Source organism: Streptococcus mitis (genome assembly GCF_002096735.1).
Classification (GTDB): domain Bacteria; phylum Bacillota; class Bacilli; order Lactobacillales; family Streptococcaceae; genus Streptococcus; species Streptococcus mitis_CZ.
This window is the reverse complement of the sequence record NZ_NCVC01000017.1, coordinates 227289-245063: the sequence shown is the minus strand read 5'-3', so window position 1 is coordinate 245063 and position 17775 is coordinate 227289. Positions and strand designations below refer to the sequence as shown.

The window sequence follows — 17775 nt, the reverse complement described above, 5'->3', positions numbered from 1 at the left end:
ACTTTCTCCTTTCTAGTCAATCAACTGACGATAATGAGTGGCAAGAGAGGAATCAAATTCCTCTAGCTTTTGAACTAAGTCCAAATACTCCTCTTTTTCATGTTCTTCAAAGTCCACACCTCTATGATTCTGAAGAGCGATTTCCAATTGGCTAGTGAGTTCTCGTATAGAAAAGCTGTAATCGCCTGTCACTTCCTCATAATGTTCCTTTAGTTCCTTGTAAGCTTGATATTCTTCAGGTGTTTGAAATCCCTGTACCAAGGCCTCTTCTAATTGATAATAGGTATCTTCCATCATAATCGTTACCTCGTTTCTTTCTATCTTTATTCTACCGCGCTTTTCTTTTCTTGTCCGCTATTTATATCTATTTTTTAATCTAATTCAAAAGAAAGTTGTTCTTGCCTTTCTTTTCCTTTTTCGTGGAATTGTCTTAAGGCTTGATCAATAATATCTAAATCCGTTTCTGTTTCAATCAATGGCGCGAGTACATCGTATTCGGCCTTTTTTGTTTGATAGTCCTCTTCTTTTGGAAAATTTTTCCCAATTTCTACCTTAGCAGTAGTCAATTTATCCTTTAATTCATCCAATAAGTTCTGAGTTTTCACTTGGTCATCTTTAATGTGATCAATCGTATGCTGAAGCCTTTGAATTGTCCCCAAAGGAGAATACAAATCCAAACTGACAGAATACTGATTTTCTCCTACAATCTTAACAGAGAAGGTTTCAGGAAGAGGTTGATTTATTGGAAGACTAAGCATTTTAATGTCAAATCCTCGATAGCTTGCTAGGGTTCGGAATTCTTTGCTGTCAGCTTGATTATGACGGACAAGACGGTGTAGGGATTCACCTGCTTCAGCTCTTTGCTCAAAAACTTGCTTGCCTACTGTCATAGAAAATGCCTGGTCTTTCGATATTTCAGACTGTTGAATGTCGCCTTCATACTTGCTTAATCGTTTCTCAAGAATGGGCATATTTTCTTCACAGTAAGAGATTGTATGACGATAGTGATCCTTGCTGCGTTGAAAGGCGCGTCTTTGATTTTCTAATAGGGTTAGATCATTCTCTAATTCCATCTTATATTTGAGATAAGGATTACCAGTTGCCAGTGCCTTAAAATCTGAAGCTGTCATAGTCTGTTCATCAATGTCTTCTGCAGCACGAATCGGCTCCTTAGAAGTCATAATCTGCTTAATATAGCGGAGTTTGTTCTCCTGAGTTGCCCATAGATAATTATCAAACGAACCTTTGGTAATATAGTGGTAAATATCTACTTCCTTGTTTTCATTTCCCTGTCGGATAATCCGTCCATTGCGTTGCTGGATGTCACTTGGTCTCCACGGAACATCCAGGTGATGAACTGCTTTCATCTTGCTCTGAACATTTAAACCTGTTCCTCCTTTTTCAGTTGATGCAAGGAGAATCCGCACTTCTCCTGCATTAACCTTTCGAGACAAACTATTCTTCTTTTCATCACTATTGGCATCATGTACAAAGGCAATTTCCTTACTAGGGATTCCTCTATCAACTAATAAAGCCTTAATCTCAGAATAGACATCAAAGCCATTATCCTTTTTCTTAGGGGTGCCAATATCTGAAAAAATCATCTGAGTAGCCTTATTTTCCATTCCCTCACGATAAATTCTTTCAACATTATCCACTACCTGAAGCAGTTTATGATTGTCTGCTAGACTATAGCTAGAGTCCAATAAACGCATATCAATAGCTAGTTTCCGTGCCTCACCTGTTATCTTTAACATGTTATCCTGGCTCGGATCAACTGTTCCACATTTGACCATATCTGACCTCATAACTAATTCTTCTAAATAGAGTTTCTGGTTTTCAGTTAACTCACTCTCAATAGGGATAATATGAGCTTCTGGAACAGGTAAATCCAACATATCTTGTGTTTGAATGTCGGCTGTTTCTTTATAGATTTTCATCAACTCAGGTAGATTGACAAACTTTTTAAATCGTTTCTTAGGCTGATACTTATCCCCTGTAGGAGCTAATTCCATAGAGTTTTGAATTTCTCCAAAAGCACCTACCCAAGAGTCAAAATAATCAACTTGATAGCGTTTTAAGATATCTGGTTGAATATAGTTCATCATAGTATATAACTCACTAATAGAATTGGAAACAGGTGTTCCTGTCGCAAAGACAATGTTTTTAAAATCATGCTCTTCCTGAATCTGTCGAACCTTCATTTCCATATCCACGTTCTTCTTAGAGGTTGTATTGGTAATCCCTGCTACATTCCCAAGTCCCGTAATTGGACGAATATTTTTAAAGTGATGTGCTTCATCCACAAAGAGAAAATCAATTCCTAAGTTCTCAAAATCAATAAAACTATCACGATTAAAGCGTTGGAGTTCTTCCAATTGTTTCTCTAGACCACTTATTGATTGCTCTGCTTCTTTAACGGTATACTTATTTTCAGAATGTGTTTTAATCTCTCGTAATTCATTGAGTTTATCCTCGATATAATTCATCTGTCTTTCCTTACTGACAGGGATTTTTTCAAATTGAGAATCCCCAATGACAATGGCATCGTAATCTCCTGTAATAATACGTGACACAAATTGTTTTCTTCTCGCCTTCACAAAATCTTTCTTAGTGGTCACAAAGACCTTTTTAGTAGGGAAAAATTTCATGATTTCTTGGCCAAATTGAGCAGACAAACTAGAGGGCACCACATACAAGGGCTTATGAACCATCCCCAACTCCTTTAATTTAAACCCAGCACCAAGCATGGTCAAGGTCTTTCCTGAACCTACCTCATGAGCTAATAAGGCTCTTTTTTCTTCTACGATTCTTTGAATGGCATTCTCTTGGTGAGGACGAAGACTGATGTTTTTTGCCAAGCCATCAATGACTAGATGGCTACCGTCATACTCTCGACTAACCGTTCGATTATAAAGACGATTATAGCTTTCCTCAATGATTTGTTGGACTTCTGGATACCGTGAGACAAATTCTTGAAAGAGCTCTTGTAAATGCTGCTCTTTTGCTCTTAGAACAGAGGTTTTTTCCAAATCTGTGATGGTCTTTTTCTTTTCTCCTTCCGTAACAGTCATAGTAATAGTCGGTTGGTTCGAATTAAGTAAATTCTCAAAAATCTTTCTTCCTGTATCATAACGTGAGCCACTGACTCCAAGACTACTATCTTTGGCACTTGGATAGCGATAAGCAAATGATGTCCTTAAATGAACCTGCCCATCGACAGGATTCGCTTCAATGACCTGTTCAACATCAGGCGAAGACAATTCAAATTCACGATTGGTAAAACATTCAAAGGCAAATTTACCATAAACGGATTGAGGAATCCAACGTGACCCTATTTTAAACTCAATATCTGCCAGATGAATCCTTGGAGGGCGAACAGATTCTAACAAATCTAAAGCATGGTTCCAATCATATTCTTGGTTGTTTTCCTCTACTAGTAGTTGAACTACTTCTATCTTGTTGAGAATATCTCCTGATAAAAATTGGTTCTTAGAAAGATATTTTCTTTCTCCTCTTAAATAACTTTCTGGATCTATTAAAATCTGGTCTCCTAACTCATCTAAAATAGCAGCTTGGCTATGTTCGGGATAAATTGATACCATATAATCTAAATCAACCCCTCTACCATCCGATAAACTGGAGTTTAAGGCATCTAAAGCCGTTGAAACTCTTGTAATCTCTCTCTCCGGCCTAACCAATGCTTTCTCAAAGGCTAAAGATTTTTTATATTTTACTTTCTGACTTTTAGAATCAATGTATTCATCTTCTAAACTTGCTAGTAAAGAATACTTATCGTCACTATCAAATAAGTTTCGATTGACTGAGGCATTCAAGTATCCAAATTGACTTACAAAGCGGTCATAGTCACGATTGAGTTTACTAAGTAATACCTGAAAATCTGTCCGACTATAATCTTGATGACGTTGAATTTCAATTAAGGATTGATAGGTCTCTCTCAAATCAACCATGCCCTTAATACGACTAATATCCTTATCCGATAAGGGACTTTCATAAAAGACAGTTTTTTTGAACAGTCCCTTATATTTCCCTCTTTTACTCGCTTCTTCTGACTTGTATACATCTAGTGCTTCCTCATCTGTCAAATGAAGTTTCACGAATCGATCTATTTTATGTTCAGACAAAGAACTGTCCCAGGCTTTAAAATCTCCCTTTTCGTCTACATAATAACTAATTTCGTCTACTTTTGAACTTCTCCGAATGCCATGCGTATCTCGGTAATAAATTTGATTTCCCTCATATCCAAAAGAATAGAGCGCTAAGTCCTCACGTATACGACTTGGGATAGAATTATCCACTTCTTCTTGGATAAAAACAGGTGCTTTCAAAGAATTGTCAATTTGTTTAGGTGCTTCCACATTCTCGAATGCTTTCATTATTTCAGTAGCTAATGTTTCTGATACCCCCTTAACATTGAGGGTTCCTCCATTAAAATTACGTACCTCATATTCACCCAAAACTTGTGTATTGTATTTCCCATCAAAATAAGGATTAATCCAGACACGTTTATCCTCCTCAAAGGAAATAGAGCCACTAAAGACAAGTTCCTCCTCATTAAGATTCTTTGCTTGATCCTTTTGAAAGAAGAGGAGATCTGTGGTCACTCGAGTACCTGCAATCTTTTTAAAAGCCGTATCCGGCAAACGAACACCCCCTAAAAAATGAGTGTTGGTTTTAATCTCTTGTAAGACATTATCTGTTCGCTTATCCATTGTCCCAATAGATGAGATAATCGATACTTGTCCTCCGTCTCTTACTAAATCAAGTGAGTGTTTGACAAAGTAATCATGAATCATATAAGGTTTATCATAGTTTTTATCGGCAATGCGAAAATTTCCAAATGGAACATTCGTTAAGATTAAATCAAAACTATTATTTTGATAGGGAACTTCTTCAAATCCTCGCACTTCAATATGGGTATTGGGGTGGAGTTGTTTTGCGATTGCACCAGTCACACTGTCTAATTCAACTCCATAGAGTTCTGATTTCTCTCGTATACTTCTAGGCATTGCCGCAAAGAAGTTCCCAGTCCCCATAGAAGGATCTAATATCCTTCCTCCCTCAAAACCATCATCCAGTAATTTTTGCCAAATCTGGCGAATAATCATTGGGTCTGTATAATAGGCTGTGAGAGAACTTTGTTTCATGGTCGAGTATTCTGATTTGCTTACTAAGCTCTTGAGAGTTAAACGTTCTGTTTCATACTTTGGATTGAGTTCATCAAAAAATTCATTGGCAAGACCACCCCATCCAACATACTTGGCTAGTAATTCTTGTTCTTCTGGATTCGCTTGTCGTCCCTCTTTTTCTAATCTTTTAACAAGTTCAATAGCGGCGATATTCGTTTCAATCTTTTCTCGATTTGTCTTAGGATAAAAGTCCTCTAAATCATTTGGAAAAACAAAATCTTGAACAGGGACATCCGTCTCTTCTATGCCTACAATAAGCGTTTCTGTTTCCTTATCCTTTTCCTTATCCTTTTCATTTTCTTCTTCCAGGTAGGAAAACAAATCTATTTCCTGATTTTCACTTGATGAATCAATCTCAATCTCTGAATCTTCTTTTTCAAGTTCTACGAGAGACAATACTTGTTCAATCTCTTTCAAACTGTTCAAGTATAAGATAGGATTTTCTTCAAATAACTGGTTGGAATCATTGAATAGCTCTAGGCGAACTAAGTCATTTAACTGTGCATTTTCAATCGAAACCAACTGAAATACTTGTCCTTTATAACTTACTTGTGAACCGATTGGATATTCCCTCAAAGCTTCTTCTACAATTTTATCTACTTTAGATAGGGAATGAACTTCCACATTTTCTTCTACCTGGTCAATATTATCTAAAGGTAAGACCGCTTCCGTTACTTGCTTAGACTTTTCTCTTATAGCCTTTACTTCATCAAAATGAGTAATAATCTTCAGTTTTTGTGTCAGTGGGAGTTGTGTGTAGTTTTCTTCATGATGGACAAGATCCGTAACGGTATCTAAAGTAGCCATCAATTCTGAACCCAAATAGGCTAGAACATCTTCTTCTTTTTCTTCAAAATGAATCTCAAGAACCTCTTTTTTTAGTTCTTTGGAATCAACCATTAGAAGAAACTCCTCTATATCTCTACTAATGCGGTCAGATAGATTATTCGCAACCCGATAGACATTGACTAAATTGACATCCTGATTCTGATGAAATACAAGCTCACTTAGTTGTTTTAGTTTTTCTTTTTCAGATTGGATGTAAAATCGAGTGAAAAGATTATAGGTTGCGACTTCTAGCACCAAGTTTTTCTCAAAATTACTTAATTGAGATAATTTACTTAGACCTGCTTGTCCAAAATTTCTTGTGTAACTTTCTAGATCTTGGTCATTATTTTCAGAACTGGCCTCTAGAAAAGAAACAATGTCTTGATGAAACGAATAGACATGAGGTATCTCTTCTATCTTGCCCTCTTCAGTCAAAAAACTCTCTACCAAATCCTGCCATTTCTCATCAAAATGTTGCGCTTGATAACGAAGAAATAGGTCCATTTTCTCCCTATCTTTTGGAATTGTTCCACGAAACATAGCCAATAATTGCATTACTTCCATACTCGCTCCTTTCATCTATACGAAAATAGGAGAATCACATGATTCCCCTACAACTCTATCTCCATTTCAACCTCTTGAGGACTGGTTTCTAAATCACTAGACAAAAGAGAAACAGAATCTGTTCTCATGTAGTAAGTATATAAGTCTTCTAGGTCTTGTTGGTTTTCAATCCCTGTTTCAATACTAATCAGAGCCTGTATAAATTCCTTGTAGTGACTCTCCATCATATCTGAAATCTTTTGTTTCATTTCCATAAATACTGAAGACGGTTCAGTTATACTTGTTTGGTCTATGTCTTGTAAATCCTTTTCTAAGGGATTGGTTCCTTCTTCTACTTCCACTAAATCTGAACGACCATCACCATCAGAATCTGCGCAAAGAGGATTGGTTCCTAGCGCTAATTCTTGAGCATCAGTTAGTCCATCTTGATCCGAATCACGTTGATAAATGGCTTCCATATACTTCCTTCTTTCCTAGTTAATCTGTTTTCACTCCAATCCTACCAAATATTCCTTGAAAGAAGTATCACAACAAAAAAAGAGAACGAGTCAAAACTTCGTTCTCCTTAAAATATTAAAATGGATTGCATTTAAAAAAGGTGACTTACTGCACCTGTAAGCCACCTAGTCAGTCGGTTTATTCTGGTGTCTGCCACCGCTTGGCCCTTACGTCCAAGATTGCTATCGGATTTCGTTCTGGTGTCCGCCACCGCTTGGCCCTTATGTCCAAGATTACTATCAGATTGACCATGAGCCGACCACTCATTTACACCATTATTCTAACGAATATGAGCTACAAATGCAAGAGAAAAACTTATTTTGGATTTATACACTATAGAAAACATACACTATCTTCAGATTGAACTTTTGTTCAAAATAAGCTATAATGAATTTAAGTAGAAACAGGAGGTAGAACAAATGGCTACAATCAGTTTAACACGTGATATAAAACTAACAAACGAAGATGCTCTAAAAATTCTTAATCATAAACCATCTAAAAAGCTACAAGCAGTCTTGAAATCTATTGAATCACAGGACGCTACCGCTCCAACGAAAAATAAACTCATTTCAAAGTATCTGTAAGATGACAATTCAAGTAACACCACTTAAGCAATATCTTGAAAATATTCAAGTGCTAGCTCCTGATAAAACTGAGAAACAAGTTCAGGAGATATTTAAAACTATCATTTTAGAAAATGTTGATTTCAACGGTAATGAAGAGATGTTGACTTATCTATCTGATAAAGCCCCCAATTTTGAAAAACAACATCGTTCTCGTAATTTTATCGTTGAAGAAACTGAAACAAATAACATCATAGGATTCTTTAGTTTATCTCTCAAAGTTGTTGATATTTCTGATTTAGAGAAATCCTTAAAAAAGAAACTCGTCCTAAAAGGGAAAAGTCCCAAAAATATTGATTATCTCCCTGTGTTACTTATCGGTCAATTCGGCAAAAACACAAAGTTAAATAAACTATCAGGACAAGAGTTATTTGAAATTGTAATTCAAAAAATTGAAGAATTTCGTGCAATTGTAGGAACTCAGATGGTATTTTTAGATAGTATCAATCATCCTAAAGTCATTCAATTTTATGAACAGTTCGGATTTGTTGCTTACAGTCAATTGATTAAAGACGATCATCAAGTAACTTATCAGCCTATGGCATTAAATATGTCACTCTATAAAAAATAAGAATCATGTCACCTAAACTGATGACATGATTCTTTTATTTCGTCGTATAGGCAAAACTTATTGCACTATCTGCTTGAGAGATTTTTCTAAAGGTATAGTTAGGGTTGCCACCATAGTTTGTCTCGGACACGAGGAAAGAACCATCATCATAGACCTTCTCTACAAAGGCCACATGACCATAGTCTGCTGGTGTGCCATGTGTACCTCCTACAAAAGAAACAATAGCACCTGCTCTTGGTGTAGAGCCTGTTTCCCCACCAAGACTTGAAGCTGTCGCAACCCAGTCTTGACCATTTCCCATGGTATTAATGATTGGAATCTTCTCTCCATTACTTCCTTTTAATTTCAAGCCTAATTGATTCATACGAGCCGCAACACCCCATGTACATTGTCCATAGGCATAGGCCATACCATCTCCACCACCAGGAACAGAATGATCATACAAGTCCCCACGAACACCTTCAAGGGATTGCGGGTCACTCATTGCCTGTCCTCCATTTGTTTGGCTAAAGCCTTTTTCAATTTGGTAATACCATTCCGTTGCTCTGGTTTGTCTTTCCAGTAGTTTGTCACCAGAATTTCCCTCCCAATAGATAAGGAAGAGTTGGGCCAAATTGGCTGCACTGCCCGTATTTTTAAAGAAATCCTTTAACCAACTTTGATAGTAAGGACTATCCCCATGAAGCATAAAATCAAGTTGGAGGTCTAAATCATACCATTTCTTATTTTGGGTGCGTGCATAATTTAACAAGGCTGTATGACGTGTTGACCCATCTGCTGTATCCGTCCATTGACCTAACCCCAACCCTCTATGAAGGATATTAGGATAAGCACCACTATAAATGGCTGGCCCTCCTATCGCTAACCAGCTTTCATCATCCCATGAGGAATCGGTAGCGCCAACTGGAGGAGATAAATAATCCCCTTCAGCTCGTTTTGGATTGATAGAAGATTCTACCGACCAATTTCCTAAAATAGCCGCAATGGCTTGGGGACTTGCCCCTTGAGATTTCAAAAAATCATAAATATGTTTTGCTCGTTCAAACTCATCTCCACCAAACTGACCAATGGCAGGTAAGATAGTGGTCTGAAGTTGAATGACTTTGGGAAAATAAAATTGCGGATTGACGTACACCAATTTTTCTTTCTTGTTCTTATACTTTTGATAGGAAACTTTCAAGCCTGTATCGTCTGGTGTTTCACCAATAATATCACCCGTTAGGACTCTTGTCCCCTCAATCGCACGGCCATTATGAATAGAATACAAGGTCAATCGACTCTCATTCTCTCCTTTTCCGTTAGTGAGAATTATATTGTCACCATCTAGTGATACGACCCCATCCATTGGTGCGACAATCGTTTGGTGAGCCTTTGCTTCTAGTAGAATGTACTCCTGAAGAGTAGGTTTTCCGTCTAAATCATAGTATCCATAGCGATAAGTCATGGTTAGACTATCTTCATTGCTTTTCCCCTCAAATGGATTGTCCAATTCCTGCATGGAAGCATACACACCCTCTTCTTTTAGTTCCTTTATTTCCTCTTGATCGTCTTTCGATAGTTTATACTTAGGAGTTTCATAGAGGTCTTGCATGGATTTCAAATCTTCCCCATCATTTAAATCATGCCACAAAGTAGACAGATAATCCTTGTAAGTTTCTGAACTGAATAAGTGAACTGGTTTGTGTAACTCATAGTCATGGAATTTAAAGTTCATATACCCCATCACATCATCAACTTTTGTGTAATAGGTAATTCCTTTGTCATTTGTACGAGTATGTTCTGCGTCTTCCCAAGTTAGGTGGGTATAAGCTTTTGTTAATTCAAATTCATCTTGTTGAATCAAACTAGCAGATGAAAATCCTAAAAAGAAGCTCATCATAAGTAAGAGAAGAAAGACTATTCCTCCAACTATCCAGGTTGCAGGATTTCCAGCCGCAAATGTAAAGAAGGAAAAGGCTGCTTTTAGTTTTTGATAGATGTTTTGAACACTTGTAAAACCTTGTTTCTTTAATTTTCGAAACCGATTTTTAAAGGAACTTGGATTCTCTTTCGCTAGTTTCCATCCTTTTCCATCCTTAAAATGATGGTATCGCTCTTTTGTGTTGGTCAGTCTTTTCTTGGTAAAACGACCTGTTGCTTGTCCTGTTTTGACACTAGCTTTTCCAAGATTATAAGAAAGTCGACTATAGCGTTTTCCTTTTCTGATAGTCTCTTGAAGCGTGCGATAACCTTCTAAATCTTCATTTTCTGAAGCTAATTCTCCTCCTTCACGTCCAAGGACATAAAGAAAAGTTTTGGCTTTCCTACTAACTTTTTTGGACTTATAGGCTTGTTTAGTAGATTTTAGATTCTCTTTTGCGGCCTTGACTTCTTTCTTAGTTTTTAATTCTTCTAAACTCTTCCCTTGAAAGAAAAAATTAGATTTTTGTTTCGATTCCTGACCATAAAGAAATTTTTGATTGGTTTTTCTTTCTTTACGACTCTCTTTTCTTTCTTCTTTTGCTTCTACCTTTGCTTCTACCTTTGCTTCTCTAAATTGCTTCTTGGCTATTTTCAATCGTTTCCTAGCATGAGGCAATCGTCTGTCTCTTAATTCTTTCCGATTCAAAAGAGATGGAGGAGTATTTTGAAGGATGTGATTGTAGTCTTCATTTGCTTGTTTTACTCTAGCCTTTGAAGCTTCTCTCATCTCCTCTAGCTTTTCTTTTATCTCTTTTTTCCATGCTTTTTCATCCAGTACAGCGGAATCTTTTTTCTGTTTCCTTACCTCCTTCTTTCCTTTTTTCAAGAATTTCTTCTCATCTTTTAGACTTCTTCTAAATGCCTTTCGGGCACGTATAATTTCTCTTTTATCCTTCATTTACCTTCCCCTTAATTAGAAGCCATTTTATCAGGATCCGTACTCATGATATCAAACAATTGAGTACCTTGAGGAATCTTATTTTTAAAGGGAACGACAACTGAACCAGCTTTTATTAGTCCAGCCCCTTTTTCTGGATTGACTAGGTATTTTTCGAGTTCTTTTGACAAGCCTAAGAGTTGAACCAATTCTTCTCTATCATTTTTTGCTTGCTTGAGGAGAATCATAAATTCACTATTTGCAATAATCCGTCTACCATTTGGATCTAACAATAAAGTTTCGACGTTTTGAGTTATTCCAGTCGGACTAGCTCCATATTTTCTGACACGACTCCACAATTTAAAGAAGAAGTCACTGGCATATTTATCTAATAAGAGAAGCTGCATTTCATCAAAATAAATCCAGGTCTTCTTCCCTAATTTTTGGTTGCGAACAACACGATTCCATATCTGATCAAAAACCACCATAAGAGCGATTTGTTTCAGCTCATCCCCTAACTTCTTAACGTTATAAATCAAGAAATTAGATCCAGTCTGAATATTAGTCTTATGAGAAAAAATGTCAAGAGAACCTTCGACATACAGTTCCATATCAAGTGCCAAATTCTGCGCTTCTTCTTCTGGTTGTTGGCTCAAGACAAAGACCCATTCTTCCAAAGAAGGCTCTTTAAATGACTGATAGGTGAGTCTGGTAACTCGGTCGATAATCGATTTTTCTCTTCCATCCATTTTCCTATCGAGTAGCTTGCCGATAAAGGATAAAAGAAATTCTGATTTTACCTTAACAGGATCCTCATCCATATTTTCATCAGACAAGTCAAGGACATTGAGATAGGTTTGGGAATCGGGCGCAATATCAATCATTTCTCCACCAAAAGCTCGTCCAATGACACTGTATTCTGCTTCTGGATCCACGATGATAATTTCAGTATTTTCACCAGATTCCTTGATTTTGGTCGTGATAATTTCATGCTTGGTTGCCATCCCTTTCCCAGCTCCAGATGTTCCTAAAATCAGACCAGACGGTGTATTTAATAGGCTACGATCAATGGTAATAATATTGCTTGAAATTTGATTGATACCGTAATATTTCCCACTACGGTCTTGTAAGTCTACTGAAGTCCAAGGTGAGTTCACTGCTACATTGGACGTTAATAAACTCCGTGATACCCCCTCTAAAAAATCACAACCAAATGGCAGCAAACTATTAAAGGCTGCTTCTTGCATATATGGAAGTTTATCAATCATTAGGTCATTTGAGCCGGCCACTTGTTGGATCGTGTCTAGGGCTTGTTTAAGTTCTTCTTCATCCTGACCAAAAACACCAATCAAGAATACTGTTTGAAATAGTTTATCTCCTGTCTCGGTCATGGTTTTTAAGAGTTCCTCAGCTTCATCGATATTGCTTTCTAAAACATGGCCTACTTTTTCCAAATAGATACCTGTACGAGCTAGTTTTTGTTGTTCCCCAATCTTTTGGGATTCCATCAAGGTCTTCTTTGTTCGTAGTTTCTTCATAGCATCCGCCTTAGTCGAACTTTGAGCATGAAGGCTCACTATCAATTCCAAATCTCCTTGCATGAGGTCTCGGATAAACTGATCTCCTAATTCCATACCATAGTCTCTCACATAGACAATCTGTAATAAGCGGTCATTGATTTGTAGGTAATTCTTGTTTTTAAAATCTAAGAGATTAGGTGCTATGAAGTGACGAGTTGTCTGGCCAGATCTCGTTAAATCACGGTAAGAAAAAGGAAGATGGTGTTCTCCTCTAAGCATATCGGCCAACAGGTTCACCCGTTCTTCTCCAGCCAAGGATTCAAATCGAGCATCAATTTCTGAGAAACCACTCTTGAAATATTCTCCTATTTGGGACAAGGAACGATAGGCTTGTTTGGGGTTAGAATCCTTTCTACCAAAGCTAATCAGTTTCACAGCTGAAAAATTATTTTCACCACTGTCTAAATTCTGATTCATCATCCGATTCAATTCTTTACGATAGGTATCATATCCATCTTCTTTTTCCTCATACAAAATACTTTGTCTAAATTTTTCTAAATTCAATCTTTTATTAAAGATAGTCAATTGGAAGTTAGTTTGGTCATCTAGGGAGTTAATCAAATCAGAATACTTCTCAATGATTGCCCCCTTATCTTCTAAACCAACAGTTTGGTAATTGACATCACCAAGTAAATAGCTTTGTGAGAAATAATCTTCTTTTACCTGCATCAGACCATTTTGATACAGGGCTTGATAGGAAAGGGTATTAGCCGTTGATGGTAACACTTCCTCTTTTTTCCCTTTAACTACTTCTTTCTGATTAGTCATTGAAGTTTTTTGTTTCTTTAATGTATTTGATTTTCTTTTCATGTTCAGATCCTTTCTTTCCTGTAATTGTGCGTAGGGGAACCGTTAATTCAAAATGAAGACGGTATTTCAAATAATGTTCAAAATATAAATCATTGGGTTTATAGACTCCAAAAAGCATGAGGGGGATGGTAAAAGCAAACACAAAACCGTAAACAAACCAATCTCCAAATTGCCAGAAAAAGAGATTCAAGCCCAAAACAATAATTGTGACAATAAAGGCTGGTAAAACAAAGATGATTTGTCTTGTGGTGAAACCTAACCAAGCCCTGTGATGGTATTTTGAGATGTCTTTAAAGACACGTGTATTCATGACTTTCCTTTCTAAAAAGGCTAAGAAGCAATCACTTCCTAGCCTTTATCTAATTACATACCTAAGATTGAGCGAGCCGTACGTTGAGAACCAACGAGGGCAATAATCAGTAAGATAGCTTGTACCAAACTACCAAACATAATCGCAAGTGATTGCAAGACTCCTGCACCATTTGAAACAGCTATTTTCCCAGCAGATTCAAACAAAGGAACAAGAGAAACAATCAGAAAAATAAGAACCCCTTGTACCGCATAGACCATAATATTTTTTAAATAGCCAATGCCAATAGACTTCCACTCATCACTTAAAAATGTTGGAATCGTAAGAGGGGCAAATGGGATCATAAGGTAGAGTTGAATAAATCGAATAGATACCAAAAGATTAACCATGGCTGCACTTACTATCCGAACAAGCCAAATGAGGAGGGCGAAAAAGCCCACAATCATCCGGCCAATAAATCCTGACCCTTTTAATCCAGAGATGGTATCATACTTTGCCCCACCGTGAGCTACAATCGAAGCCACTTGTTCAATGGCGTGACTCGCAATCCCGATGATGGCTTCTACAATAACGGTAGTGTTGGTAATCACGACTGCGACCATGATATAACTAATCAACATCGGCGCTAATGCTTCAAAAGTCATCGCTCCTCCTGAGTTAGCAATTTTCTTTGCCATCTTCGAAAATTCTAAGATGAGAACAACTGATAAAATCGCAACTCCAAGAGGCTGCATGACACTTTTAGTAATACTAGACATATAAGTCCAAACGGTTGGATTGTAGCTAGATAGAGATTTAATCAGATCTACCGTAGATTGTAAATCCACATTAAATCCTTCAAATAAATTTTCAGCTGATATTTTTTCAGATGCAAGGTAAACAAAGGGTGAGACTAAACTAAGATTCATGTCATTGTTTATCCTCCTAAATTGAAATTTGAGTTACAAAGGCTCCAGCAGCCCCGACCATAACACCACCGACAATTTCAAGAATGGCATTCCGAACACCTGGTCCACCATCTTTAATATTGGTTGCAAGGTTGACAATCCCTACAACAACGAGAAAGGCACCAACCGCAATCAATCCCTTCTGTAACAAAGACATAGCTTGTGCAAACATAGCACTTGCGTCTACTCCATAAACGAAACCTTTAAAATGCGTAATCATCTATTTCCTCTTTTCTATTTTTATTTTCTTATTTTAAACTAGATTCAAAAGTTAGATCACGAATTCTAAGGCCTTCAAGATGGTTTTCTTGACTTTGATTCAAAGGATTGATTTGAAAGTTCCACCACCGTTCATCGGTTTCTTGATTGGCTAGGTACTTCCAGTTTGGATGCTTAGTGGAATTGTATTTTTTGCTTTTAAAGACTGGCATATTGGCAATTCGAACCAAGCATTCATGCCGTTTCATATTTCCGACTTCATCAGGTGTCATTAAATCACGAGCAATCTTTTGATGAGAAAGGGATCCTGAACCTGTCTGGCCAAAGGAACGACTAGTATTTCGAACATCAATGGTTTGTTTACCGAGTAAGCCACTCATAAATTTAAAGGTATCTTCATCATTCCCACCTAAGTAGACTAAGCTATCACAGTTCCCCAAAATGGTTTTCCAAGCTTCTTTTTCTTTATAGAGCCCTTGAAGTTGGGCAATATTTTGAAGAATGGGAACGAGACTCATATTTCGAGAACGGACTGTTGAGGTTTGTTCAGCAAAATCTGGAATTTCTCCGATATTTGCGAACTCATCTAAATAGACTCTCACATGAAGAGGCAATTGACCCTTAAAATCAATATCTGCTTGTCTTGTTAGGGTTTGAAATACGGTTGAAAAAAAGAGGGCTGAAAGAAAGCGAAAGGTACTATCGTTATCTGGGATAACTAGGTAAACCATTGATTTTTCCTTGCCCCATGTCTTCATATCAAGGGTATCTCTTTTGGTCAAATCCATGACACTTTGAATATTGAAGAGGGCAAATTTAGCAGTGGTTACAGCAACAACAGAATCCAGAGTCTTATCCTTATAATTTTGGAAATCTGCCCAATTTCGCATGGTAAAATTTTCAGTCCCATACTTTTTAGCATAATTTTCAAATAGAATTTCTAAGACACTTTTTTCTTGATTTTCACCCTTTGATAAGTGTTTAATGAGTTTTGAGATTTCAGCAAAACTTGGATAACGCCCTCGTTTTTTTCGCTTTTCCACTTCTTTTTTTTGACGTTTCAACAAGTTTTGGTATTCTTTTTGACTTAAACGACTTTCTTCTATGAGCTGTTCTCTTGTTTTGGGTGGATTATAGAAATCGACCAAGTAGGAGGCTAAAGCTCGTACCAAAGTCATAGAAGCTTCATCCCAAAATGGATCACTACGAGATCCAGAGCCTTTAGTGTTATTAAAATAAACCGTCAGCATGCGATTCAAATCATTTTCTGTCTCTATATAGCGAAAAGGATTGAAGCCATCTGAGTTCTTCATATTGACTAAATCTAACACCTTTACTTGGTAGCCATGTTCTAAAAAGAGTTTGCCTGTTTTCTCGGCCAAGTGATCTTTAGGATCCACTACAATATTAGAACTATTCATCTGAATCAGATTGGGTTTCACAAAGCGAAATGTCTTCCCACTTCCTGAACCTCCAATCACCGCAATATTCTTATTTCTATCAAATTGGGGTGGTTTTTTATCTAATAATGTCAAACGAACATCTTGTGCTAAGATCGTATCATGAGAAAATTCCTTACCGTAAAAGAGCTTCTTTTCTTTTAGAGTTCCAAAACGGGCGCTCCCGTATTCTACCCCTTCTCGGTATTGTTTTTTACCAGTCTCTAAATAGAGATAAACCAGCAACATCATCACAAAGCCTAGTAGAAAAAAAGCACTTGATTTTCCAGTAAAAGAAATATTCCATGGCGACTGAAGAACTTCATCTTGACCTTCCATCAGGAGACGACTCCATTTATCTAAGGTATTTCCAGTATAGGAATCATACAAAAGCGTCAAACGATGAAAAAGATAGCCTAGTAAGATACCTAACAGTGAGAATAGTAGGAATTTCTTTCCACTGTACATCATCTCACCATCTCTTTCTGTTTGACGGCACCTTCTTGTCTAAAGGTAATTTGGGATTTAGCCTCATCAATTGCATCGTCTAATGACTTATCCATGGTAAAATCAGCTAATTTCTCCGGATCATTAACCATTTTTTCTAACAGATGGTCTAAATGATTGTCTAGAATCGAACGGTCTTTCGTGTAGAAATGTAGAGAATCCCCTTGCCAAGCGATGGCTAAAGGAATCTCTTCTTTTTCTAAAAAAGCTTTAAATTTCTCTATATCAATTGGTTTGTCTAAAAAATCTTTTTTCAGATTAATCGTATCAATCGCATAGGGAGATTGTAGCAATTCTTCTAATTTCTGCACCCCTATCTTATAGGCGGAATCCTGTGCTAAAGCCTGACGTCTAGACCATTCTAGAATCTTTAAAAGACTTTTTACAGTAAATAAAAGACTACGCTCTGCATATTGAACTGCCATTCGTTCCTGTTGTTCAGAGGACATCTGATGCCTCCTTCTTCACAAATAGCAGCTTTCCTTCTTTATAGCGATAAGCTATCAATTTCTGACGTTGCTTAATCGACTTGACAACCTGCAGTAGATCTCTCGAATAAGGTTCTCGAAGAGTAACTTCTACTGCTTTCCCATCAAAGATACCAACACGTTTAAATTCAATGTAGTCTTTTTTGAGATGTCCTAAGCCCATACCAAAAGGAAAGTGATGAATCAATTGGATGGTACAGCCACCTTTATTTCCCATTTGTTTCAAATCATACAAGTTTACTACCTTCATGATTAACTCCTTTATCTAGTTTGTCGCATCGTTTAAGTCTGGTAACGATAAACTCCGTGTCTGTTAGAAAATTCTCACACACGTCTTGTGCC

At 37.1% G+C, this 17775-nt stretch carries 13 protein-coding genes; 2 read left to right on the top strand and 11 right to left on the bottom strand.

Going from position 1 to position 17775, the window contains the following annotated elements:
- Window positions 1-12 precede the first annotated feature (12 nt).
- The 3 genes from B7703_RS08245 to B7703_RS08235 all read right to left on the bottom strand — a co-directional run bounded on the left by B7703_RS08245 (window position 13) and on the right by B7703_RS08235 (window position 7060).
- Window positions 13-297 (bottom strand): DUF5962 family protein, encoded by a 285-nt coding sequence (locus B7703_RS08245; protein WP_000969635.1) that lies wholly within the window; start codon window positions 295-297, stop codon window positions 13-15.
- Window positions 298-371: 74 nt separating this feature from the next.
- Window positions 372-6602, bottom strand: coding sequence for a DEAD/DEAH box helicase family protein (locus B7703_RS08240; RefSeq protein WP_192851974.1), 6231 nt, complete (start codon window positions 6600-6602; stop codon window positions 372-374).
- Between the two features lie 47 nt (window positions 6603-6649).
- Window positions 6650-7060 carry a thrombospondin type 3 repeat-containing protein gene (locus B7703_RS08235; protein ID WP_049544665.1) on the bottom strand — a complete coding sequence of 137 codons (411 nt, stop codon included), beginning with the start codon at window positions 7058-7060 and terminating at the stop codon, window positions 6650-6652.
- A gap of 459 nt (window positions 7061-7519) precedes the next feature.
- Between B7703_RS08235 and B7703_RS09975 the strand changes: the two genes are divergently transcribed.
- A complete protein-coding gene (locus B7703_RS09975) occupies window positions 7520-7684 on the top strand; it encodes a hypothetical protein (protein WP_000201399.1) in 165 nt (54 codons plus the stop codon).
- Between the two features lies 1 nt (window position 7685).
- Window positions 7686-8294 carry a hypothetical protein gene (locus B7703_RS08225; protein WP_084924399.1) on the top strand — a complete coding sequence of 203 codons (609 nt, stop codon included), beginning with the start codon at window positions 7686-7688 and terminating at the stop codon, window positions 8292-8294.
- Window positions 8295-8328: 34 nt separating this feature from the next.
- Here B7703_RS08225 and B7703_RS08220 read toward each other — a convergent pair whose 3' ends face one another.
- From B7703_RS08220 to B7703_RS08185, 8 genes are read right to left on the bottom strand one after another with little or no spacing between them, the layout of a single operon-like run.
- Window positions 8329-11154, bottom strand: a complete 2826-nt coding sequence (locus tag B7703_RS08220; protein WP_084924398.1) for a phage tail tip lysozyme — start codon at window positions 11152-11154, stop codon at window positions 8329-8331.
- 11 nt (window positions 11155-11165) lie between these two features.
- Entirely contained in the window at window positions 11166-13523 is a 2358-nt protein-coding gene (locus tag B7703_RS08215; protein ID WP_192851973.1) for a VirB4-like conjugal transfer ATPase, CD1110 family, read from the bottom strand.
- On the bottom strand, window positions 13474-13833 hold the full coding sequence (locus B7703_RS08210; RefSeq protein WP_084924396.1) for a PrgI family protein: 360 nt from the start codon (window positions 13831-13833) through the stop codon (window positions 13474-13476). The genes B7703_RS08215 and B7703_RS08210 overlap by 50 nt, the downstream gene beginning before the upstream one ends.
- Before the next feature lie 53 nt (window positions 13834-13886).
- The gene (locus tag B7703_RS08205) at window positions 13887-14741 is read right to left on the bottom strand and encodes a VirB6/TrbL-like conjugal transfer protein, CD1112 family (protein WP_001054257.1); all 855 of its coding nucleotides are present in this window, start codon (window positions 14739-14741) and stop codon (window positions 13887-13889) included.
- Between the two features lie 16 nt (window positions 14742-14757).
- Complete coding sequence (locus B7703_RS08200) at window positions 14758-15000, bottom strand: hypothetical protein (protein WP_000627865.1); 243 nt, start codon at window positions 14998-15000, stop codon at window positions 14758-14760.
- Window positions 15001-15028: 28 nt separating this feature from the next.
- Complete coding sequence (locus B7703_RS08195) at window positions 15029-16906, bottom strand: VirD4-like conjugal transfer protein, CD1115 family (RefSeq protein WP_084924621.1); 1878 nt, start codon at window positions 16904-16906, stop codon at window positions 15029-15031.
- Window positions 16906-17394, bottom strand: a complete 489-nt coding sequence (locus B7703_RS08190; protein ID WP_000093674.1) for a hypothetical protein — start codon at window positions 17392-17394, stop codon at window positions 16906-16908. The genes B7703_RS08195 and B7703_RS08190 overlap by 1 nt, the downstream gene beginning before the upstream one ends.
- A complete protein-coding gene (locus B7703_RS08185; RefSeq protein ID WP_000869753.1) occupies window positions 17384-17683 on the bottom strand; it encodes a hypothetical protein in 300 nt (99 codons plus the stop codon). The genes B7703_RS08190 and B7703_RS08185 overlap by 11 nt, the downstream gene beginning before the upstream one ends.
- Between the last annotated feature and the right edge of the window lie 92 nt (window positions 17684-17775).

What these genes read in the sequence shown, in the direction of transcription:
- B7703_RS08215 (WP_192851973.1), bottom strand. Translation starts at nt 13,523, where the DNA reads ATGAAAAGAAAATCAAATACATTAAAGAAACAAAAAACTTCAATGACT.
- B7703_RS09975 (WP_000201399.1), top strand. Translation starts at nt 7,520, where the DNA reads ATGGCTACAATCAGTTTAACACGTGATATAAAACTAACAAACGAAGAT.
- B7703_RS08245 (WP_000969635.1), bottom strand. Translation starts at nt 297, where the DNA reads ATGATGGAAGATACCTATTATCAATTAGAAGAGGCCTTGGTACAGGGA.
- B7703_RS08190 (WP_000093674.1), bottom strand. Translation starts at nt 17,394, where the DNA reads ATGTCCTCTGAACAACAGGAACGAATGGCAGTTCAATATGCAGAGCGT.
- B7703_RS08235 (WP_049544665.1), bottom strand. Translation starts at nt 7,060, where the DNA reads ATGGAAGCCATTTATCAACGTGATTCGGATCAAGATGGACTAACTGAT.
- B7703_RS08240 (WP_192851974.1), bottom strand. Translation starts at nt 6,602, where the DNA reads ATGGAAGTAATGCAATTATTGGCTATGTTTCGTGGAACAATTCCAAAA.
- B7703_RS08205 (WP_001054257.1), bottom strand. Translation starts at nt 14,741, where the DNA reads ATGAATCTTAGTTTAGTCTCACCCTTTGTTTACCTTGCATCTGAAAAA.
- B7703_RS08195 (WP_084924621.1), bottom strand. Translation starts at nt 16,906, where the DNA reads ATGTACAGTGGAAAGAAATTCCTACTATTCTCACTGTTAGGTATCTTA.
- B7703_RS08225 (WP_084924399.1), top strand. Translation starts at nt 7,686, where the DNA reads ATGACAATTCAAGTAACACCACTTAAGCAATATCTTGAAAATATTCAA.
- B7703_RS08210 (WP_084924396.1), bottom strand. Translation starts at nt 13,833, where the DNA reads ATGAATACACGTGTCTTTAAAGACATCTCAAAATACCATCACAGGGCT.
- B7703_RS08185 (WP_000869753.1), bottom strand. Translation starts at nt 17,683, where the DNA reads ATGAAGGTAGTAAACTTGTATGATTTGAAACAAATGGGAAATAAAGGT.
- B7703_RS08220 (WP_084924398.1), bottom strand. Translation starts at nt 11,154, where the DNA reads ATGAAGGATAAAAGAGAAATTATACGTGCCCGAAAGGCATTTAGAAGA.
- B7703_RS08200 (WP_000627865.1), bottom strand. Translation starts at nt 15,000, where the DNA reads ATGATTACGCATTTTAAAGGTTTCGTTTATGGAGTAGACGCAAGTGCT.